Genomic DNA, 15,177 nt, shown 5'->3' with positions numbered 1-15,177 from the left:
TGCCGCCCGGTCGGCGTCCGGCACGCCTCAGGAGGGGCGCGACAGCTCCCACGTCTGGAGGCGGAAGGGGCGGCCCTTCTCCTCCCCCTCGATGAGGGGGACGTCGAGCAGGGCGAAGCCCGCCTTGGTGGCCACGGCGACGCTGGCGGCGTTCTCGGCCTCCAGTTCCAGGACCGCCCGCTCCGCTCCGAGCTGTTCGAAGGCGTACGCGGCCATGACCCGCACCGCGCGGGCGGCCAGGCCCTGGCCCCGGTGGGCCGGGCCGACGGCGTAGCCGAGCTCCACGCCGTCGGGGAGGCGCCGCAGCATCACCTCGCCCAGCGGCGCGCCGCCGTCGAGGGTGATGGCGAGCAGGATGGTCGTCCCCTCCGCCCGCAGCTTCCGGTCCCGTACCAGCCGGGTGGCGGCGGCCTCCCGGTCGAAGGGCGAGGCGAGGGGGGTCCAGTACGCGACCTCGGGATCGTCGAACAGATCCGGCATCGCGTCCAGGTCCGTCTCCGTCCAGTCGCGGAGGACGAGGCCTTCGCCCTTCAGCTCGATCCGGGCGGGGAACGGGGAGGTGGCGCTGCTCATGCGAGGTTCCTTCCTGGCCTCTGGGACGAAGCAGCATACCGACATGATCGTCAGACCGTACGGTCATTTCGACCGGGTTCGTTCGGCGGGCGCGGCCGACGGGCACGGTCGGCGGACTCGACCGGCAGGTGCGGCCGTCGCGCGCAGCCGTCGCGCGCGTACGGCCGAAGGCCCCCCGAAGTCGCGCGGCCGCGAACCGTGGACCGGGGAGGCCTCAACCGTCCCGGCCGAACAGGCCGTCGAGTTCCGCGTAGTCGAGGGAGCCGGGGGCGCCGAGGTCCTCCCCGAGGGAGTCGTACGTGCCCGCGCCGTAGAGCTCCCGGGCCGCGCGCCGGGCCGCGGAGAAGGCGGCCTGGGCGATGCCCGAGCCGAGGCTGACGCGGGCGACGCCGAGGGCGCCCAGCTCCTTCACGGACGCGGTGCCGGGCCCCGCCAGGACGTTCAGGGGGACCGTCAGGCCCTCGGCCAGGGACGTGATGAGGCCGGGGTCGGTGACGCCGGGGACGAAGACGCCGTCCGCTCCGGCGTCGACGTAGCGGCGGGCCCGGTCCAGCGTGTCCCGCAGCCGGGTGGCGGGGTCGCCCAGCCCGAGCAGGTACGTGTCGACGCGGGCGTTGACGAAGAGGTCGGAGCCCGCCCGGTCGGCGGCGGCGCGGACCGCCTCCAGGCGGGCGGCGAGGACGCCCGGCGGGCGGGTGCCGTCCTCGATGTTGACGCCCGCCGCGCCGGCCTCCAGGACCCGGACGACGGTCTCCGCCACCTCGGCGGGACTCTCCCCGTGACCCCCCTCGATGTCGGCGCTCACCGGGACGGTGACCGCCCCCGCGATCCGGGCGACGGCCTCCAGCGCCAGGTCCCGGGCGATCCGGTCCCCGTCCGGGACGCCGAGCGACCAGGCGACGCCGGCACTGGTCGTGGCGATCGCGGGGGCGCCCGCGGCCTCCACGACCCGGGCGCTCGCGGCGTCCCAGGCGTTCGCGAGCGCGAGCGGGCGGGCGGGGGTGTGGAGGGAGCGGAAGAGCGAGGCGTGGTGTGTGCGGGTCATGGCGCCCAGACAACCAGCGGGCGGCGGCCCCGTCCGGCAGGAATCCGACATCGACGTGGGCCGGTCGCCCGGACCCCTCCCCCTCCCCCTTTCTCGCGGGGCGAGCGCGGGGCCGGCGGAACACCGTGCCCGCGACGATCTCCACCACCGGCCGTCCGCTCACCGCTCTCGCCCTCCCCGTCCCCCTCCGTCCGGCCCGGGTCCACCGCCGCCACCGCTCACGGACTCGCCGCCCGGGGCGCCCTCCCCGCCCCTGATCGACGACCTGGACGCGCTCGGCCCGTACGAGCGGCGCGATCCGCACGCCGGCCCCGGCCCTGCTCCCCGGCGCCGCAGCCCCCGGAACCCCGGCGCCGCGCCTCGGCGAAGCCGAACCGAAGGCGCCGCCGGGCGAGTTGACGGCCTCGATCGGCGGCGTACGGGACGGACCCGTGCGACCGGCGCCGGCCTGCGGGACGTCGGCGTACGGCGCATCCGGGGCGTCCGCGTACGGCGGATCCGGGGAGGGGCGGCGCACCGCCAGGGGCGCGGTCAGAGGGGCAGTCTCCCCGGGAGCGCCCCGTGGCCGGCGCCGGACGCGGTGAGGGCCGGCCTGCCGTGGCCACGGACCTCGGTGTCCGGGCCGACCCCGTCGGGGTCGACGGACAGGTGGGCGCAGGCGGAGCGGGCGCCGGCCGTGACCGCGCCGGCCGGGGCCTCGTCGTCCTCCGGGTCGAAGTCGGGGTCGTCGACCGCGAGGGTCTCCCAGGGCCGCGGGTCCCCTTCCCGCTCGGGGTCGCTCTCGGCGGCGAACCGGCGGATCACCCGGCCGTTCTCGGCGGCCATCCACACGTCGGAGCCGCCCGCGTCGTCCAGGAAGAAGAACTGGGCCCGGCCGCAGGAGCCCCGTGAACCCGTCGCCCGACGTGCCGTGGCGGGGTCCGGCCGCCAGGGCCGCGTACAGGTCGGCGCACCGCTCGTCGAAGGCCGTGAGCAGCCGTCCCCGCAGCCATCCGGTCACCTCCTCGCGCCGCGCCGCCTCCACAGGCGCGTCGAAGGCGGGCGGGCCGATCAGCCCCAGGGCCCGCAGGTACGGCTTGAGCCCGGCCGTCGTCCGTGCCGAGACGGCCGCCGCCGGCAACTCCGGCACCACGCGCCCGCCGCGGGCCACCGGCCGCCCGGCGGCGGCCCCGGCCCGCGCCGGATCGGCGCCGACCAGATCTTCGAGCAGAGTTTCGATCTTCGTGCGGCAGCCCCCTGGGCCCGGAACCCGTCCGGCCCGGCCGCGCGTCAGCGCGTTAGCGGGGCGTCAGTGAGACGGCAGGGGCGGCGTCGAGAGTGGAGGGGACCACACCAGGAGGCATCATGCGACGACGTACGTTCTTCAAGGGGGCCCTGCTGGGCTCGGCCGCCGCGGCCGTTCCCCTGTCGGGTCTGGCGCAGGGGACGGCCGTGGCGGCCGGGACCGTGAACGTCGGCAGCATCTCGGCGCTGCAGAGCGCGATCGACGCGGCCGTGCCCGGCGACCGGATCGTCCTCGCGGACGGCTCCTACACCGTCCCGTCGGCCGGCATCCGCGTCACGGGCAAGCAGGGGACCACGGCCGCGCCGATCACCATCGTGTCCGCCAGCCGCGGCGGCGCCGTGCTGAACGGAGCGGCCGGTTTCGTCCTCTCGAACTCCGGCAACATCACGATCAGCGGTTTCGCCTTCCGGCAGACGACGACGTTCGTCATCCCGGCGGACTGCTCCCGCATCCGGCTGACCCGCAACGACTTCAAGCTCGCGGACAGCGCCGGGCTGGACTGGGTGACGGTCCGCGGCGACGACGCGAAGATCGACCGCAACTACTTCCACCACCGGACCTCGCAGGGCATCTTCCTCGTCGTCGACGGGCCGGGAACCACCGCCATGGCCCAGCGGACCCACATCTTCCGCAACTACTTCGCCGACCACTCCTACACCGGCGCCAACGGCGGCGAGGCGATCCGGCTGGGGGTCAGCCACCGCGCCCTGTCCGTCGCCGACGCCCTCGTGGAGTACAACCTCTTCGAGCGCTGCGACGGCGACCCCGAGGCGATCTCGGTCAAGTCCTCCGGCAACACCGTCCGCTACAACACGCTCCGCGACAGCAAGGGCGGCATCGTCCTGCGGCACGGCAACGTCACCACCGTGGAGGGCAACCACATCCTCGGCGGCGCGAACGGCGTGCGCCTGTACGGCAACGACCACCTCGTGGTGAACAACCACATCTCCGGCACGACCTCCCGGGGCATCGTCATCGGCAGCGGCACCACCCGCGACCACCACGAGGGCGAGACGACCGAGGAGCGGCGCGGCAACGACGCCTGCGACCGGGCCGTCATCGCGCACAACACGCTCGTCGGCAACTCCGCGACGCTCTCGGGCGAGAGCCGGACCTACGAGCCGCGCGACGTCGTCGTCGCCGACAACATCCTCGTCGCCTCCGGCGGCAGCCTGGTCGACCTCGGCACGACCAGCGGCTTCACCTGGCAGGGCAACATCCTGTGGGGCTCCGCCGCCAACGGCACCATCCCGGCCGGCGGCTTCCGCCGCGTCGACCCCCTGCTCCGCAAGGACGCCGACGGGATCAGCCGGCTCACCGCCGGCAGCCCGGCCGTCGGCGCCGCCACCCTCACCTCGCTGTCCGTCCCCGAGGACGCCGACGGGCACGCGCGCGGCACCGTCCGCGACGTCGGCGCCGACGAGTACTCCACCCTCGCGCCGGTCCGCCGCCCCCTGACGACGGCCGACGTCGGCCCGAACGCGGCCTGAACCCGGTGGCGCGGCGACCCCGCGCCACCGCCCCGCGGGCGCCGTCTACGCTGACCGCATGCGAAGCGGCGACCTCCCTCCGGACGACGGCGCGTGGACGGGCCTGGAGCTGGAGGTGCGGGACCGCCGGCAGCCGGGGCTGTGCGTCTTCGGCGCGGGGCGGCGCCTGCTGCTCTCCCAGCTCTCCCGGCCGGTGCTCTTCGCCGTCGTCGACGCGCACCTGGACGGCGTGGACTTCCGGCGGACCGACGCGTACCGGTCCTTCGTCCCGCCCCTGCGCGCCGACGCCGCCCGCGCCCTGGCCGGCAGCCCGGAGCGGTGGGCGCACCGCTTCGCGCGCCACCTCGCCGACGCTCAGGACGGGCCCCTGCACGACGGCCGGTGGCTGCTGACCCCCGACCGCCGGCTCCTGCGGTGGCGGGACCCGGCCACCCCGCACTCCGCGTACTGGGAGTCGATGCTCGTCGAGGGCCACCCGGACGGTTACCTCGACTGGTTCGACCACGCCGGCTCCTGGGAGGTCCTTCCGCTGCGCCCGATGCCGGATCCCGGGGACGGCCGGGTGAAGGCGTACCGCAAGCAGGCGCGGGAGGGCGTCCTCCCGCCGGTGCTGCTCTGGTGGGTCAGCGGCCTGGACTGCCACCTCGTCCTGGACGGCCACGCACGGCTCGCCGCGGCGATCGCCGAGTCCGTCGAGCCCCCGCTGCTGGAGCTGCACCGCGCCCTGCCGGGCGACGACCTGGCGGCCCTCACGAAGGACGCCGCGGCCTTCTACGAGGACGAGCTGGACCGCTTCGCCCGGCTCCGCGCCCTCCACGGCCCCACCGTCCCCGACGGCACCGCCCTCGCCGGTCCCCGGCTGGCCCGCCGCCTCGAAGAGCTGCGCACCACGGAGCGTCCGACCTGGTCCTGGCCGCTGCCCGGCGGGGAGGCCCGCTGGCACGACCTCGCCCGGGAAGCCGGGTTCCCGCAGGACTGACGCGACCGCCCGGCCCCGTACCCGCTCCCGGTGGCGGGCGGTCAGGAGGAAGGCGTCCGGAGGGGCAGGGCGTCCGGGGGGAGGGCGTCCGGGAGGAAGACGGTCAAGGGGAGGACGGCCAGGGGGAGGACGGCCCGGCGCGGAAGCCCGTGCAGCCGAAGCGCTTCCACCCGGCCCTGTCGTCGTCCTCCGCGTCGTAGACGACCACCGTCCAGTCGCCGGCCTCCGAGGTCACGGGCGGGGCGCCGGGGAAGTCCCGGGGGTACGTGAGGGACTTCCGGGTCGTGCCCGGCCGCACCGGCCGGGAGGTGTGGCCGAAGCCCTTGGTGCCGGGCGGCTTCACGCCGACCACCAGACGGTGGCTCCGGTCCCCCTCGAAGGCGAAGCCGATGTCGGCCGAGGCCGCGCCCGAGGTGTACGTGACCGAGGTCGAGGAGGTGCTGCCGGACGGGCCCGCCTCCGGGGGCCGGTCGCACGCGCCGGCGCCGAGCCGTGCCTGCTCCGGGTCCTTCAAGAGGACCCAGCGGACGTCCGAGGCGGACGCGGCCCCGTCGGGGCGGGGCGACGGGCCCGGTTTCCCGGTTCCCTGCGGGGCGGAGCCCTGCCCGCCCCGCCCGCCCGGCTCTGCTTGTCCGCCCCGCTCTCCTTGTCCGCCCTGACTCCCCCGGCTCTCCTGGCCGTTCGTGGCGGCGCCGGGGTCCCCTCTCCCCCAGCCCTGCTGCCACGCCGCCGTGCCCACGGCGCCGGTCAGCGCCAGGACCAGTGCCACGGTGCCCCAGCCGGTGCGCCGGGCCGGTGCCGGTGCCGGTGCCGGGGAGGCGGGCGCGGCCGAGGGCGGGGCGGGGACGGGGTCGGGGTCGGGGCGGGTCGGCGGCAGGGTCGCGCCGCCCGGCGCGGCGCAGCGTGCGATCACCTCCGCGGTGCCGGGGCGGTCCCGGGGGTCCTTCGCCACGCAGGCGCGGATCAGCGCCCCCAGCGCGTCGTCCCCGTCCACCGTTTCCGGAAGGTCGATCTCCTCGTGCACCGCGCGGTACGAGACGGCTTCGGCGGGGCCGTCGCCGAAGGGGGGCCGGCCCGTCGCCGCGTAGGCCATGGTCGCGCCGAGCGCGAAGACGTCGGCGGCCGGGGACGTCTCGTTGCGCAGCAGCACCTCGGGGGCGGTGAAGCCCGGCGTTCCCGGCGCGGCGCCGGTGCGGGTGAGGGCCGTGTCGTCCGCGCCGCGCGCGATCCCGAAGTCGATGAGGCGGGGCCCTCCGGCGGCCAGGATGACGTTCTGCGGTTTCAGGTCCCGGTGGGTGACCCCGCAGGCGTGCACGCCCGCCAGCGCCAGCGCCAGCTCCGCGAACAGCCTCCGGCACGCGTCGGCGCCCAAAGGCCCCTGGAAGCCGATCGCCTGACGGAGCGTCGGGCCGGGGACGTACTCGGTCGCGAGCCAGTACGGCGCCTCGTCCAGCGACGCGTCGACCAGCCGGGCCGTGTGCGGACTGCGGACGGCGCGCACCGTCGCGACCTCCCGGCGGAAGCGGGCCAGCGCCTCCGGGTGCCCGGTGATCTCCTCCCGGATCACCTTCAGCGCGACCCGTCCGCCGTCCGGTGTGCGCGCCAGGTAGACCTGGCCCATGCCGCCCGCCCCGAGACGGCCGAGCAGGGTGTGGTCGCCTATGCGGGCGGGGTCCTGCCCCGGTCTCAGTGGGTCCACGCCGCCGACTGTAGTGCGGCCGCCGCCGCGGGCGCCCGGCGGGCGCGGACCCGGCCCGTTCCGGCGGACGCCGGGGTAGGTTGCACGTCATGACCGAACTCGGACCTGGCTCCTGGCCGCCCGTACCGATACGCACCGAACGGCTCGTGCTGCGCGAGTCCGCGGCCCCCGACCGGGCGGCGTTCGTCGAGCTGTTCTCCTCGCCGGAGGTGGGGACGTACGTGGGGGGCGCACGGCCGCGCGACGAGCTCGACCGGGCGATGCCCGAGGTGCCCGGGCGGCGCCCCGGCCTCTTCGTGGTCGAACGCGACGGGGCGATGATCGGCATGGTCACGCTCGACCGTCGCGGCGCGGACCGCCGCGGTCACGTCCGCCCGGAGGGCGGGGAGGCCGAGCTCGGCTACCTGTTCCTGCCGGACGCCTGGGGACACGGGTACGCCGCCGAGGCGTGCGCGGCGGTCCTCGGCTGGTTCGCCGCCGCGCTGCCCGGCGAGCCCGTGGTGCTCTCCACGCAGACCGCCAACGACCGCGCCGTGCGCCTCGCGGCGAAGCTGGGCTTCACCGAGGTGGAGCGCTTCGAGGAGTACGGCGCGGAGCAGTGGTTCGGCGTGCGGGAGGCGGTGCCGCCGGCCGGCTGAGCGGCGGCTCCCCGGCCTCGCGGGAGCGAAGCCGGCCCGCGGAGCGGTAAGGGGGAAGGTTGCCGCCGGGCGGCGGGAAGGCGACGGGAACGCGGCCGGAGGGGGAGCGTCCGGGCCCGTTCCCGGACGTGCCGTGAAGATCGCGTCGGCCGTACAACCCTGTGGGAGGGCCGTGAGTCTCCCTTGGTGATCACGTCGTGATCGGACCCTCGAGGAGATCATCATCAGCGCCATACGCAAGACCCTCACCGCCACCGCCGTCGTCGGCGCCGTCCTGGCGGGTTCGGCCGCCTGCGGGACGGTCGAGCAGCTGTCCGCCGGGAAGAAGCTGGACCAGGCCTTCGAGAAGCTCGGGAAGGCGAAGTCCCTCTCCTTCGAGCTGGACCTGGACGTCGACGCCCGGACGCTCAAGGAGCTGGACGCCGGGTCGGACCCGGAGCCCGGCGAGGAGATCCCGGACGAGGCCGCCGAGCTGATCAGCGGCGCGAAGATCACCGTCGCGGTGGAGTCGAAGAAGCCGTTCGACGAGTCCGGCGAGGACGACTTCGTCGGGATGGCGATGAAGTTCAGCACCGCCGACGGCGACCTGCTGGAGTACCGGGTCGTAGGCGACTACGCCTACGTCCGCGCCGACGCCGAGTCGCTCGGCAAGGCGATGGGCAGCCCCCTGCCGCCCGCCGGCGAATTGCCGCCCGAGGCGGGCGCCTTCAAGAAGGTGCTGGAGGGCGAGTGGGTCAAGTTCGACTACAAGGCCCTGGAGAAGGCCGGCGAGGAGCAGCTGGGCGAGAAGTCCGGCGGCGCGCCGTCGCCGGAGCCCTCGCTGGACGCCGGGACCCAGAAGAAGCTGCTGGAGGCCCTGCGCGAAGTCGTCGCCCGTGACGTCGAGTTCACGACCGCCGGTGGCGGGGACGGCACCGAGCGCATCTCGGCGACCGCGCCGTTCCGCACCCTGATCACGGACCTCGTCGGGGAGATCCGTCCGCTCTCCAAGGAGCTGCCGCCGGGCATGGAGCTGCCGACGGCCGCCGACCTGAAGGACGCCCCCGACAGCAAGGTCACGGCCGACTTCACGCTCAAGAACGGCGAGCTGACCGAGGTGTACGTCGACCTCGCCGAGCTCACCGAGAACGCGAAGGTGAAGAAGTTCGGCCTCGGCCTCAAGCTGAGTGCCGGCACCAAGCCGACCGCCCCGGCCTCGGCCACCGAGCTGAAGCCGGAGGACCTCATGGGCGCGTTCTCCGGCGCCATGATGCCGGGCGGCGAGGAGTTCGGCGAGGGCGAGTTCCCGGACGAGGGCGACTTCACCGCCGAGGGCGTCGAGTAGGACGCGCCGGAGGGCACTCGGCACCGGACGGAACCATCGCCGCGACGGTACGGGAAGGGGGCGCGGCCGCGTCCGGGCCGGTCGGCTCGACGACGCGCACGTCTTCTGCACCCTGGAGCAGGTCGCCGGGGAGGTGCGGGCGGCGCTGGGGACGGTTCGGAGGGCGTACGAGGCGCTGGGCATCGTCCCGAGCAGGTACCGGCTCTCGCTGCCCGGCCCCGGGGTCGAGTACGTCGACGCGCCGGAGCTGTGGCGGCGCTCCACCGCCCTGCCGACCGACGTGCTCGACGCCTCCGGCCTTCCGTACGAGGCGGGCGAGGGGGAGGCGGCGTCCTGCATCCGAAGGTCGACGTGCAGGTCGTCGCGCCTCTCGTCGAGCGCCACGGCGGCGCCTTCCCCGCCCGGCCGGCCCCCGTCCAGCCGGCGGTCCTCCCGGTCTCCGACGCCGAACTGCCGCACGCCGCCGACCTCGTCCGGCACTGCACCGCCCCGGGCCTGCGCGCCGAGGTCGCGGGCCCCGCGCACGGCACCCTCGGCGCGCTGGTGGCGGCCCGTGGCACCGGCCTGTGGGCCGTGCCCGACCGGCCCCCCGCGCGTGTAGTGGGGACCGGGGAGGGGAGGCTGGACCCGGGTCTTTCGGGAACGTACGGGTGCGGGAAGGGATCAGGGGTGCGGAAAGTAGCGCTGTTCGGGCCGCCGGCGAGCGGGAAGTCGACGATGGCGCGGAGTCTGTCCGCCTCCCTCGGGCTCCCGCACACCGACCTGGACGAGATCCTGTTCGCCGGCGACGAGCCGCTGCCCCTCGACGCGTTCCGCGCCGCGGCGGAGCGCGTCACGCGGGGGACGCGTGGGTGGTCGAGGGGAACTACTCGAAACTCGCCGACGTGGTCTGGCACCGGGCCGACGTCCTGGTCTGGCTCGACCTCCCGCTCTCCCTGGTCGTGCGCAGGATCGTGTACCGGAGCCTGCGGCAGCTGACGGGCCTGGACAGGAGCCCCCAGGCGCGCCGTCTCACCTGGAACAGGGCCTTCTTCGGACACCGGTCGCTGCTGCGCACCGCGATCCGCAAGTACCGGCGCAACCGCCCCCGTTACGCCCGCCAGGTCGCCGAGACGGCCGCGCTCGGCGTCCACGTCGTACGGCTGCGCAGCGGGCGCGCGTCCCGCGCGTGGCTGGCGCGGCAGCTGGACCACGGCTGATCGGCCGGAGGGCGCCGGCCGACGTGCTCCGGACCCACGTGCTCCGGACCCACGTGCGCCGGTCGGAGCGGCGGCGCCGGCGGCGGGCGGGCCGAAGCGGCGGGGGCGGTTCCGGGGCAGGTCCGATTGTCAGTGGCGGGTGAGACGGTAGGAACATCAAGTCGGCAGAGACGGGGAGTTGGCCGTGTCCGGAAAGCAGAACTACATCAACCACGTCGCGCTCGTGCTGGACGCCAGTTCGTCCATGTCGCACCTGCGGAACAAGGTCATCGAGGTGGCCGACCAGCAGATCGCGTACCTCGCGCGCCGGTCGCGGGAGCTGGACCAGGAGACCCGGGTCACGGTGTACGTGTTCGCGAACGAGGTGGAGTGCGTCATCTACGACAAGGACGTGCTGCGGATGCCGTCCCTGAAGGAGATGTACAAGGTCAGGGGGATGACGGCGCTGCTGGCGGCCGCGCTGAAGTCGCAGCGGGAGCTGGCGCAGACCGCCCAGCTGTACGGCGACCACAGCTTCCTGACGTTCGTGCTGACGGACGGGCAGGAGAACGCCAGCCACCGCTGCTCGGACGCGCCCAGCAAGGACCCCGCCACGCTCGTGGCGGCCGTGTCCACGATGATCGAGCAGCAGGACGACAACTGGACCCTGGCCGTCCTCGTGCCGGACCAGACGGGCAAGCACGAGGCCATGAAGTGCGGTTTCCCGAAGGACAACGTCGCCATCTGGGACGCGACGAGCGCCCAGGGCCTGGAGGAGGCCGGGCAGGTCATCCAGCAGGCCACGGAGAAGTTCATGGTGGGCCGCACCAAGGGCATCCGCGGGTCGCGTGCGGTGTTCTCCGTGGGCGCGGAGGCGGTCAACAAGGAGACCATCGAGGCGGCCGGCCTCACCCCGGTCGACGCGTCGGCGTACCAGCTGATCCCGGTGGCGCGCGACGCGGCGATCCGGGAGTGGGTCACCCAGTCCGGGCACACGTACAAGACGGGCTGCGCCTACTACCAGCTGAGCAAGTCCGAGAAGATCCAGGCCCGGAAGCGGATCGCGGTGCTGGAGAGGAAGACGGACCGGGTGTACACCGGCCCCGAGGCCCGGGCGCTGCTCGGCCTTCCGGACGAGGAGGTGCGCGTCAAGCCCGACCACAATGCCGACTTCACGATCTTCGTGCAGAGCACCAGCGTCAACCGGAAGCTGGTGGCCAGGACCCGTCTGCTGCTGATGCACTGACGCCCTGCCCCCGCGCCGGTCAGCGTTCCGCCCGGGCCGCCGCCGGGCGGGGCGCGCCGAGGAGGTAGTCCGGCAGGGCGATGTCACCCGCCTTGGCGAACTGCGCGGCGAGGACGGCGCGCATCGGCCAGCGCGTCATCGAGCGCATGGAGAGGTCGCGCATCCGGATGCCGAGGCGGCCCGTGGGGGCGAAGCCGGCGGCACCGCCGGGCGGGAGTTCCTGTGCCTGGGTCACGTACGGGCGCATCACCGTGTCGTAGCGGCGGAAGGCGGTCTCGTGGGCGCCTTCCGCCGCGGCCAGTTCACCGGCGAGGACGTACGCGCCGACCAGGGCGAGGCTGGTGCCGAGCCCGGTCAGCGGGGTGGCGCAGTAGCCGGCGTCGCCGAGCAGCGCCACGCGGCCGCGCGACCAGCCGTCGAGGCGGACCTGGGCCATGGTGTCGAAGAAGAAGTCGGGGGCGGTGCGCATCGCCCGCAGCAGGCGGGGGATCTCCCAGCCGACTCCGGCGAAGCGCCGGGCGACGATCTCCTTCTGGGCCTCGGTGTCGCGGCGGTCGTAGGCGAGCGGCGGGGAGCGGAAGCTGAAGCCGGCCTTGATCTCGCCGGGCAGGCGGCCGGGGCGCGCGGAGGCGACCAGGCCGCCCGGCGCGTTGTGCATCAGGTACCAGCCGTCGAGGTCCAGGTCGTCGTGGGCGGTGAACCAGGCCGTGTAGAGGCCGAGGGGGTGGGTGAAGTCCCGTTCCGGTCCGAAGGCGAGCGAGCGGACGACGGAGTGCGGCCCGTCGGCCCCGACGACGAGGGCGAAGCGGCGCGGCGCCGCCTTCTCGAAGGTGACGGTGACGGCGTCCGGGTCCGTGTCCTGGTCGATGCCGGTGACGGTGTCGTCGAAGAGGTACTCGGTGTCCGGCAGGGTCGCCTCGTGGAGCAGGTGCGCGAGGTCGCCGCGGAGGATCTCGATCTCGGAGACGATCCCCTCGCCGCCGAAGCTGTCGGCGGGCACCCGGGCGGTGATCCTGCCCTTCCCGTCGACGAGGGCCAGGCCCCGCTGGTCGACGGTGACCGCCTTGGCCCGGTCCATCAGGCCCATGCGCTCGACGACCGTACGGCCGGCGCCCCTCAGGTCCACCGTCTGCCCGCCGGGGCGGGGGGCCGGCGCCCGCTCCACGACCGTGACCGCGAAGCCCGCCTTGCGTAGCCAGTACGCCAGCGCCGTTCCCGCGATGCCGGCGCCGCTGATGAGGATCTCGTTCTTCGTCATGACAGCGAATGTACGCCGTACGCAACATAGTGCGCAAGATGGAACTCCCCTTTCCGTCAGCACTTTTGAGGTGCACTGCACTAGTGCATGCGGGGGGGGGTGGCGAGGGAATGACGGGCCGACGGACGGGATCCTCCACAGCCGGCCGCTAGGATGGACCGCATCCAGGTGCACTAGTGCGGAGGAGTGTCGGTGGGCGGCGGACAAGCGGTACCGCGCTACAGCCGGATCGTCGGCGAGCTGCGGCGGCGGATCGAGACCGGGGAACTGGCACCGGGCGATCGCGTGCCCTCGACGCGGGAGATCACCCGGCAGTGGGGCGTCGCCATGGCGACCGCCACCAAGGTGCTGACCGAGCTGCGCCGCGAGGGCCTGGTCCACGCCGTCCCGGGCGTCGGGACGGTCGTGACGGCGACGACGGCCGCCCCCTCCACCCCTGACGCCGCCCCCTCCCCCGCTCCTTCCGCCCGCGCGGCGCGGCCGGGCCGGTCCGGCGCCCCCGCCCGGCCGGGCCCTCCGTCCGGGGCGCCGGCCGGCGGCCCGACGGGGCTCACGCTCGCGCGGATCGTGGACGCCGCCGTCGTCGTCGCCGACGCGGAGGGCCTGACGGCGGTCTCCATGCGCCGGGTGGCGGCCGAACTCGGCGTGGCGACCATGTCGCTCTACCGGCACGTGACCGACAAGGACGACCTGCTGGTCCGGATGATGGACTCGGCCATCGCCGAGCGCCCCCTGCCCGCCGAACCTCCGCCGGGCTGGCGGGAGTCGATGGAACTGGCGGCCCGGCAGCTGTGGGGCCTGTTCCGGAGCCACCCCTGGCTGGCGCCCGCCCTGTCGCTGACCCGGCCGCAGCTGATCACCTCGGCGCTGGCGTACAGCGAGTGGGTCCTGGAGGCCCTGCACTCCCGCGGGCTCGACGACCAGTCGGCCTTCACCGCGCACCTCACGCTGCTCAACTACATCCGCGGCCTCGCCCAGAACCTGGAGACGGAGCGGGAGGCGGAGGCGCAGAGCGGTCTCGACAGCGAGGAATGGATGGACACGCAGGAGTCCGCGTTCCGCGCGACCCTGGAAACCGGCCGGTACCCCGGGCTCGCGCGGCTCACCGGGACCGGGTACGACCTGGACCTCGACGGCCTCTTCGAGTTCGGGCTCCAGCGCCTGCTCGACGGCCTCGCGGTGCTCCTCGACGGGAACTCCCCGTCCGGCGGCCGAACCGGCGGAACCGCCGGATCCGTCGGCTGAACCCCCGGATCCGCCGGCTGAACTCCCGGGTCCGGTCCGGAGACCGGGCCCTGTGGGTCCGCGTGGGTCCGCCGCTGCGGCGCGTCAGTCGGGGGCGACCTGGAGGGCCACGACGTAGTGCTCGCCGTCGGTCCCCGCGACGACGCTGTCGACGAACGGGGAGACGCCGTTCACGGCGCCGCACGAGGCGTCGTGGTTGGTCCACCAACTGCCGTCCGGGCCGAGGAGCGAGACCGCCCGGCCCGCCGCGCGGTCCGCGACCTCGGCGGGGAGGTGCCGGTGCGTCGGCCAGTACAGATCGACGGCCGCGAGCCGGGCCAGGAACGGGGCGGCCTCGTGCGGCTCCAGCGGTTCCAGCGCGGCGCAGAGTTCCGGGACGGGCGGCGGTACGTACCCGGGGGCGAAGCGCCGCCACGCCTCGTCCGCCGCCATCTCGGCCAGCAGGAGGCCGATCCGGGCGGCCAGCTCCGGCAGATCGGGGTCCGGCTCGGTGAACCGCCCGGCCGCCACGTACACGCGCACCGGCGTGGCCAGTTCGGCCGCGCACGCGCGCAGGCCCGCCAGGACCGCCCCGTCGGACGTCACTCCGCGCCGCCGCAGGACGGCCGGGTGCCGAGGGGCTCGCCGGCCCCCGGGGAGACCGGGGACACGCCGAGCCGCCGCAGGACGCGCTCGCGCAGGAGTACGTACTCCTCGTGGAGCCTGCGCCACTCGGCGAACGGCGGGCGGGGGATCACTGTGCCGGCGGTGACGGTCTCCTCGGGGCCGAACTGCTCGCGGGTGAGGTCGATCTCGACGCCCTCCCCCAGCCGGTTCCACCAGTGGTAGTCCACCCGCACGCCGTCGACGTGCACCTCGCCGCGGAGCAGTTCGCCGCCCAGCAGGTCGTTGACCACCATGGCGGTCACCCCGCACTGGTCACGGGCCGGGTTGTCCCGGGTCCAGCGGGACCGGAACTCGGGCGTGCACGTCTCGGCGCTCCAGCTGTCGCGGACGGCCCGTTCGATGTCGGAGAGAAGCAGCGGCGTCATGCCGGTGATCCTGCCAGCCACCACCGACGGCCGGGGCCGCCCCGCACCGGGGACCGGTGCCCGCAGGGCCCGGTCGGAACCCGGCGACCCGTGGACGGACCCGCAGGCCCCGGGCAGAACCCGGCCGTCCGCACACGGGCCGGCGGCCCGGAGGACGGACGCACGTGCGAGGATCTCCGGGAGGCG

Annotated in this window: 14 protein-coding genes and 1 pseudogene; 8 read left to right on the top strand and 7 right to left on the bottom strand. The window is 74.9% G+C overall.

Going from position 1 to position 15,177, the window contains the following annotated elements:
* Positions 1-27: 27 nt before the first annotated feature.
* From ACFW6A_RS12355 to ACFW6A_RS12345, 3 genes are all read right to left on the bottom strand, one after another.
* Positions 28-573, bottom strand: a complete 546-nt coding sequence (locus ACFW6A_RS12355) for a GNAT family N-acetyltransferase (RefSeq protein WP_351842535.1) — start codon at positions 571-573, stop codon at positions 28-30.
* 214 nt (positions 574-787) lie between these two features.
* Positions 788-1,618: an isocitrate lyase/phosphoenolpyruvate mutase family protein gene (locus tag ACFW6A_RS12350; protein WP_351842537.1), complete on the bottom strand. Its 831-nt coding sequence runs from the start codon at positions 1,616-1,618 to the stop codon at positions 788-790.
* 531 nt (positions 1,619-2,149) lie between these two features.
* A complete protein-coding gene (locus ACFW6A_RS12345; protein ID WP_386640309.1) occupies positions 2,150-2,443 on the bottom strand; it encodes a hypothetical protein in 294 nt (97 codons plus the stop codon).
* 519 nt (positions 2,444-2,962) lie between these two features.
* On the opposite strand from ACFW6A_RS12345, the gene ACFW6A_RS12340 reads away from it, so the two are divergent.
* Together ACFW6A_RS12340 and ACFW6A_RS12335 are read left to right on the top strand one after the other, a co-directional pair.
* Positions 2,963-4,393, top strand: a complete 1,431-nt coding sequence (locus ACFW6A_RS12340) for a polysaccharide lyase 6 family protein (RefSeq protein WP_386640306.1) — start codon at positions 2,963-2,965, stop codon at positions 4,391-4,393.
* Positions 4,394-4,451: 58 nt separating this feature from the next.
* Positions 4,452-5,372, top strand: a complete 921-nt coding sequence (locus tag ACFW6A_RS12335) for a hypothetical protein (RefSeq protein ID WP_386640303.1) — start codon at positions 4,452-4,454, stop codon at positions 5,370-5,372.
* A 103-nt stretch (positions 5,373-5,475) separates the two neighbouring features.
* Here ACFW6A_RS12335 and ACFW6A_RS12330 read toward each other — a convergent pair whose 3' ends face one another.
* The gene (locus ACFW6A_RS12330) at positions 5,476-7,071 is read right to left on the bottom strand and encodes a serine/threonine-protein kinase (RefSeq protein ID WP_386640300.1); all 1,596 of its coding nucleotides are present in this window, start codon (positions 7,069-7,071) and stop codon (positions 5,476-5,478) included.
* 89 nt (positions 7,072-7,160) lie between these two features.
* On the opposite strand from ACFW6A_RS12330, the gene ACFW6A_RS12325 reads away from it, so the two are divergent.
* The 5 genes and pseudogenes from ACFW6A_RS12325 to ACFW6A_RS12305 all read left to right on the top strand — a co-directional run bounded on the left by ACFW6A_RS12325 (position 7,161) and on the right by ACFW6A_RS12305 (position 11,457).
* The gene (locus ACFW6A_RS12325) at positions 7,161-7,709 is read left to right on the top strand and encodes a GNAT family N-acetyltransferase (protein WP_351842547.1); all 549 of its coding nucleotides are present in this window, start codon (positions 7,161-7,163) and stop codon (positions 7,707-7,709) included.
* A 502-nt stretch (positions 7,710-8,211) separates the two neighbouring features.
* Positions 8,212-9,033 carry a hypothetical protein gene (locus ACFW6A_RS12320; protein WP_351842549.1) on the top strand — a complete coding sequence of 274 codons (822 nt, stop codon included), beginning with the start codon at positions 8,212-8,214 and terminating at the stop codon, positions 9,031-9,033.
* A 4-nt stretch (positions 9,034-9,037) separates the two neighbouring features.
* Positions 9,038-9,579: pseudogene (locus ACFW6A_RS12315) on the top strand (threonine--tRNA ligase); the annotation flags it as partial.
* Between the two features lie 305 nt (positions 9,580-9,884).
* Entirely contained in the window at positions 9,885-10,232 is a 348-nt protein-coding gene (locus ACFW6A_RS12310) for a hypothetical protein (protein ID WP_386640296.1), read from the top strand.
* A gap of 184 nt (positions 10,233-10,416) precedes the next feature.
* Positions 10,417-11,457, top strand: coding sequence for a vWA domain-containing protein (locus ACFW6A_RS12305; protein WP_386640293.1), 1,041 nt, complete (start codon positions 10,417-10,419; stop codon positions 11,455-11,457).
* 19 nt (positions 11,458-11,476) lie between these two features.
* Here ACFW6A_RS12305 and ACFW6A_RS12300 read toward each other — a convergent pair whose 3' ends face one another.
* On the bottom strand, positions 11,477-12,715 hold the full coding sequence (locus tag ACFW6A_RS12300) for an FAD-dependent monooxygenase (protein ID WP_386640290.1): 1,239 nt from the start codon (positions 12,713-12,715) through the stop codon (positions 11,477-11,479).
* A 192-nt stretch (positions 12,716-12,907) separates the two neighbouring features.
* On the opposite strand from ACFW6A_RS12300, the gene ACFW6A_RS12295 reads away from it, so the two are divergent.
* Entirely contained in the window at positions 12,908-13,960 is a 1,053-nt protein-coding gene (locus ACFW6A_RS12295; RefSeq protein ID WP_351842557.1) for a TetR/AcrR family transcriptional regulator C-terminal domain-containing protein, read from the top strand.
* An 84-nt stretch (positions 13,961-14,044) separates the two neighbouring features.
* Here the strand turns inward: ACFW6A_RS12295 and ACFW6A_RS12290 are convergent, their stop codons facing one another.
* Positions 14,045-14,545 (bottom strand): hypothetical protein, encoded by a 501-nt coding sequence (locus ACFW6A_RS12290; RefSeq protein ID WP_351842559.1) that lies wholly within the window; start codon positions 14,543-14,545, stop codon positions 14,045-14,047.
* Entirely contained in the window at positions 14,542-14,991 is a 450-nt protein-coding gene (locus ACFW6A_RS12285; RefSeq protein WP_351842561.1) for a hypothetical protein, read from the bottom strand. The genes ACFW6A_RS12290 and ACFW6A_RS12285 overlap by 4 nt, the downstream gene beginning before the upstream one ends.
* Between the last annotated feature and the right edge of the window lie 186 nt (positions 14,992-15,177).

This window comes from Streptomyces sp. NPDC058758 (assembly GCF_042746075.1).
Taxonomy (GTDB): Bacteria; Actinomycetota; Actinomycetes; order Streptomycetales; family Streptomycetaceae; genus Streptomyces.
The sequence above is the reverse complement of the archived record's forward strand: the minus strand, read 5'-3'. Positions and strand labels throughout refer to the sequence as shown.

Excerpts from the sequence above, each read along its gene's own strand:
- ACFW6A_RS12300 (WP_386640290.1), bottom strand. The coding sequence starts at position 12,715 with ATGACGAAGAACGAGATCCTCATCAGCGGCGCCGGCATCGCGGGAACG.
- ACFW6A_RS12350 (WP_351842537.1), bottom strand. The coding sequence starts at position 1,618 with ATGACCCGCACACACCACGCCTCGCTCTTCCGCTCCCTCCACACCCCC.
- ACFW6A_RS12340 (WP_386640306.1), top strand. The coding sequence starts at position 2,963 with ATGCGACGACGTACGTTCTTCAAGGGGGCCCTGCTGGGCTCGGCCGCC.
- ACFW6A_RS12285 (WP_351842561.1), bottom strand. The coding sequence starts at position 14,991 with ATGACGCCGCTGCTTCTCTCCGACATCGAACGGGCCGTCCGCGACAGC.
- ACFW6A_RS12335 (WP_386640303.1), top strand. The coding sequence starts at position 4,452 with ATGCGAAGCGGCGACCTCCCTCCGGACGACGGCGCGTGGACGGGCCTG.
- ACFW6A_RS12355 (WP_351842535.1), bottom strand. The coding sequence starts at position 573 with ATGAGCAGCGCCACCTCCCCGTTCCCCGCCCGGATCGAGCTGAAGGGC.
- ACFW6A_RS12345 (WP_386640309.1), bottom strand. The coding sequence starts at position 2,443 with ATGGCCGCCGAGAACGGCCGGGTGATCCGCCGGTTCGCCGCCGAGAGC.
- ACFW6A_RS12325 (WP_351842547.1), top strand. The coding sequence starts at position 7,161 with ATGACCGAACTCGGACCTGGCTCCTGGCCGCCCGTACCGATACGCACC.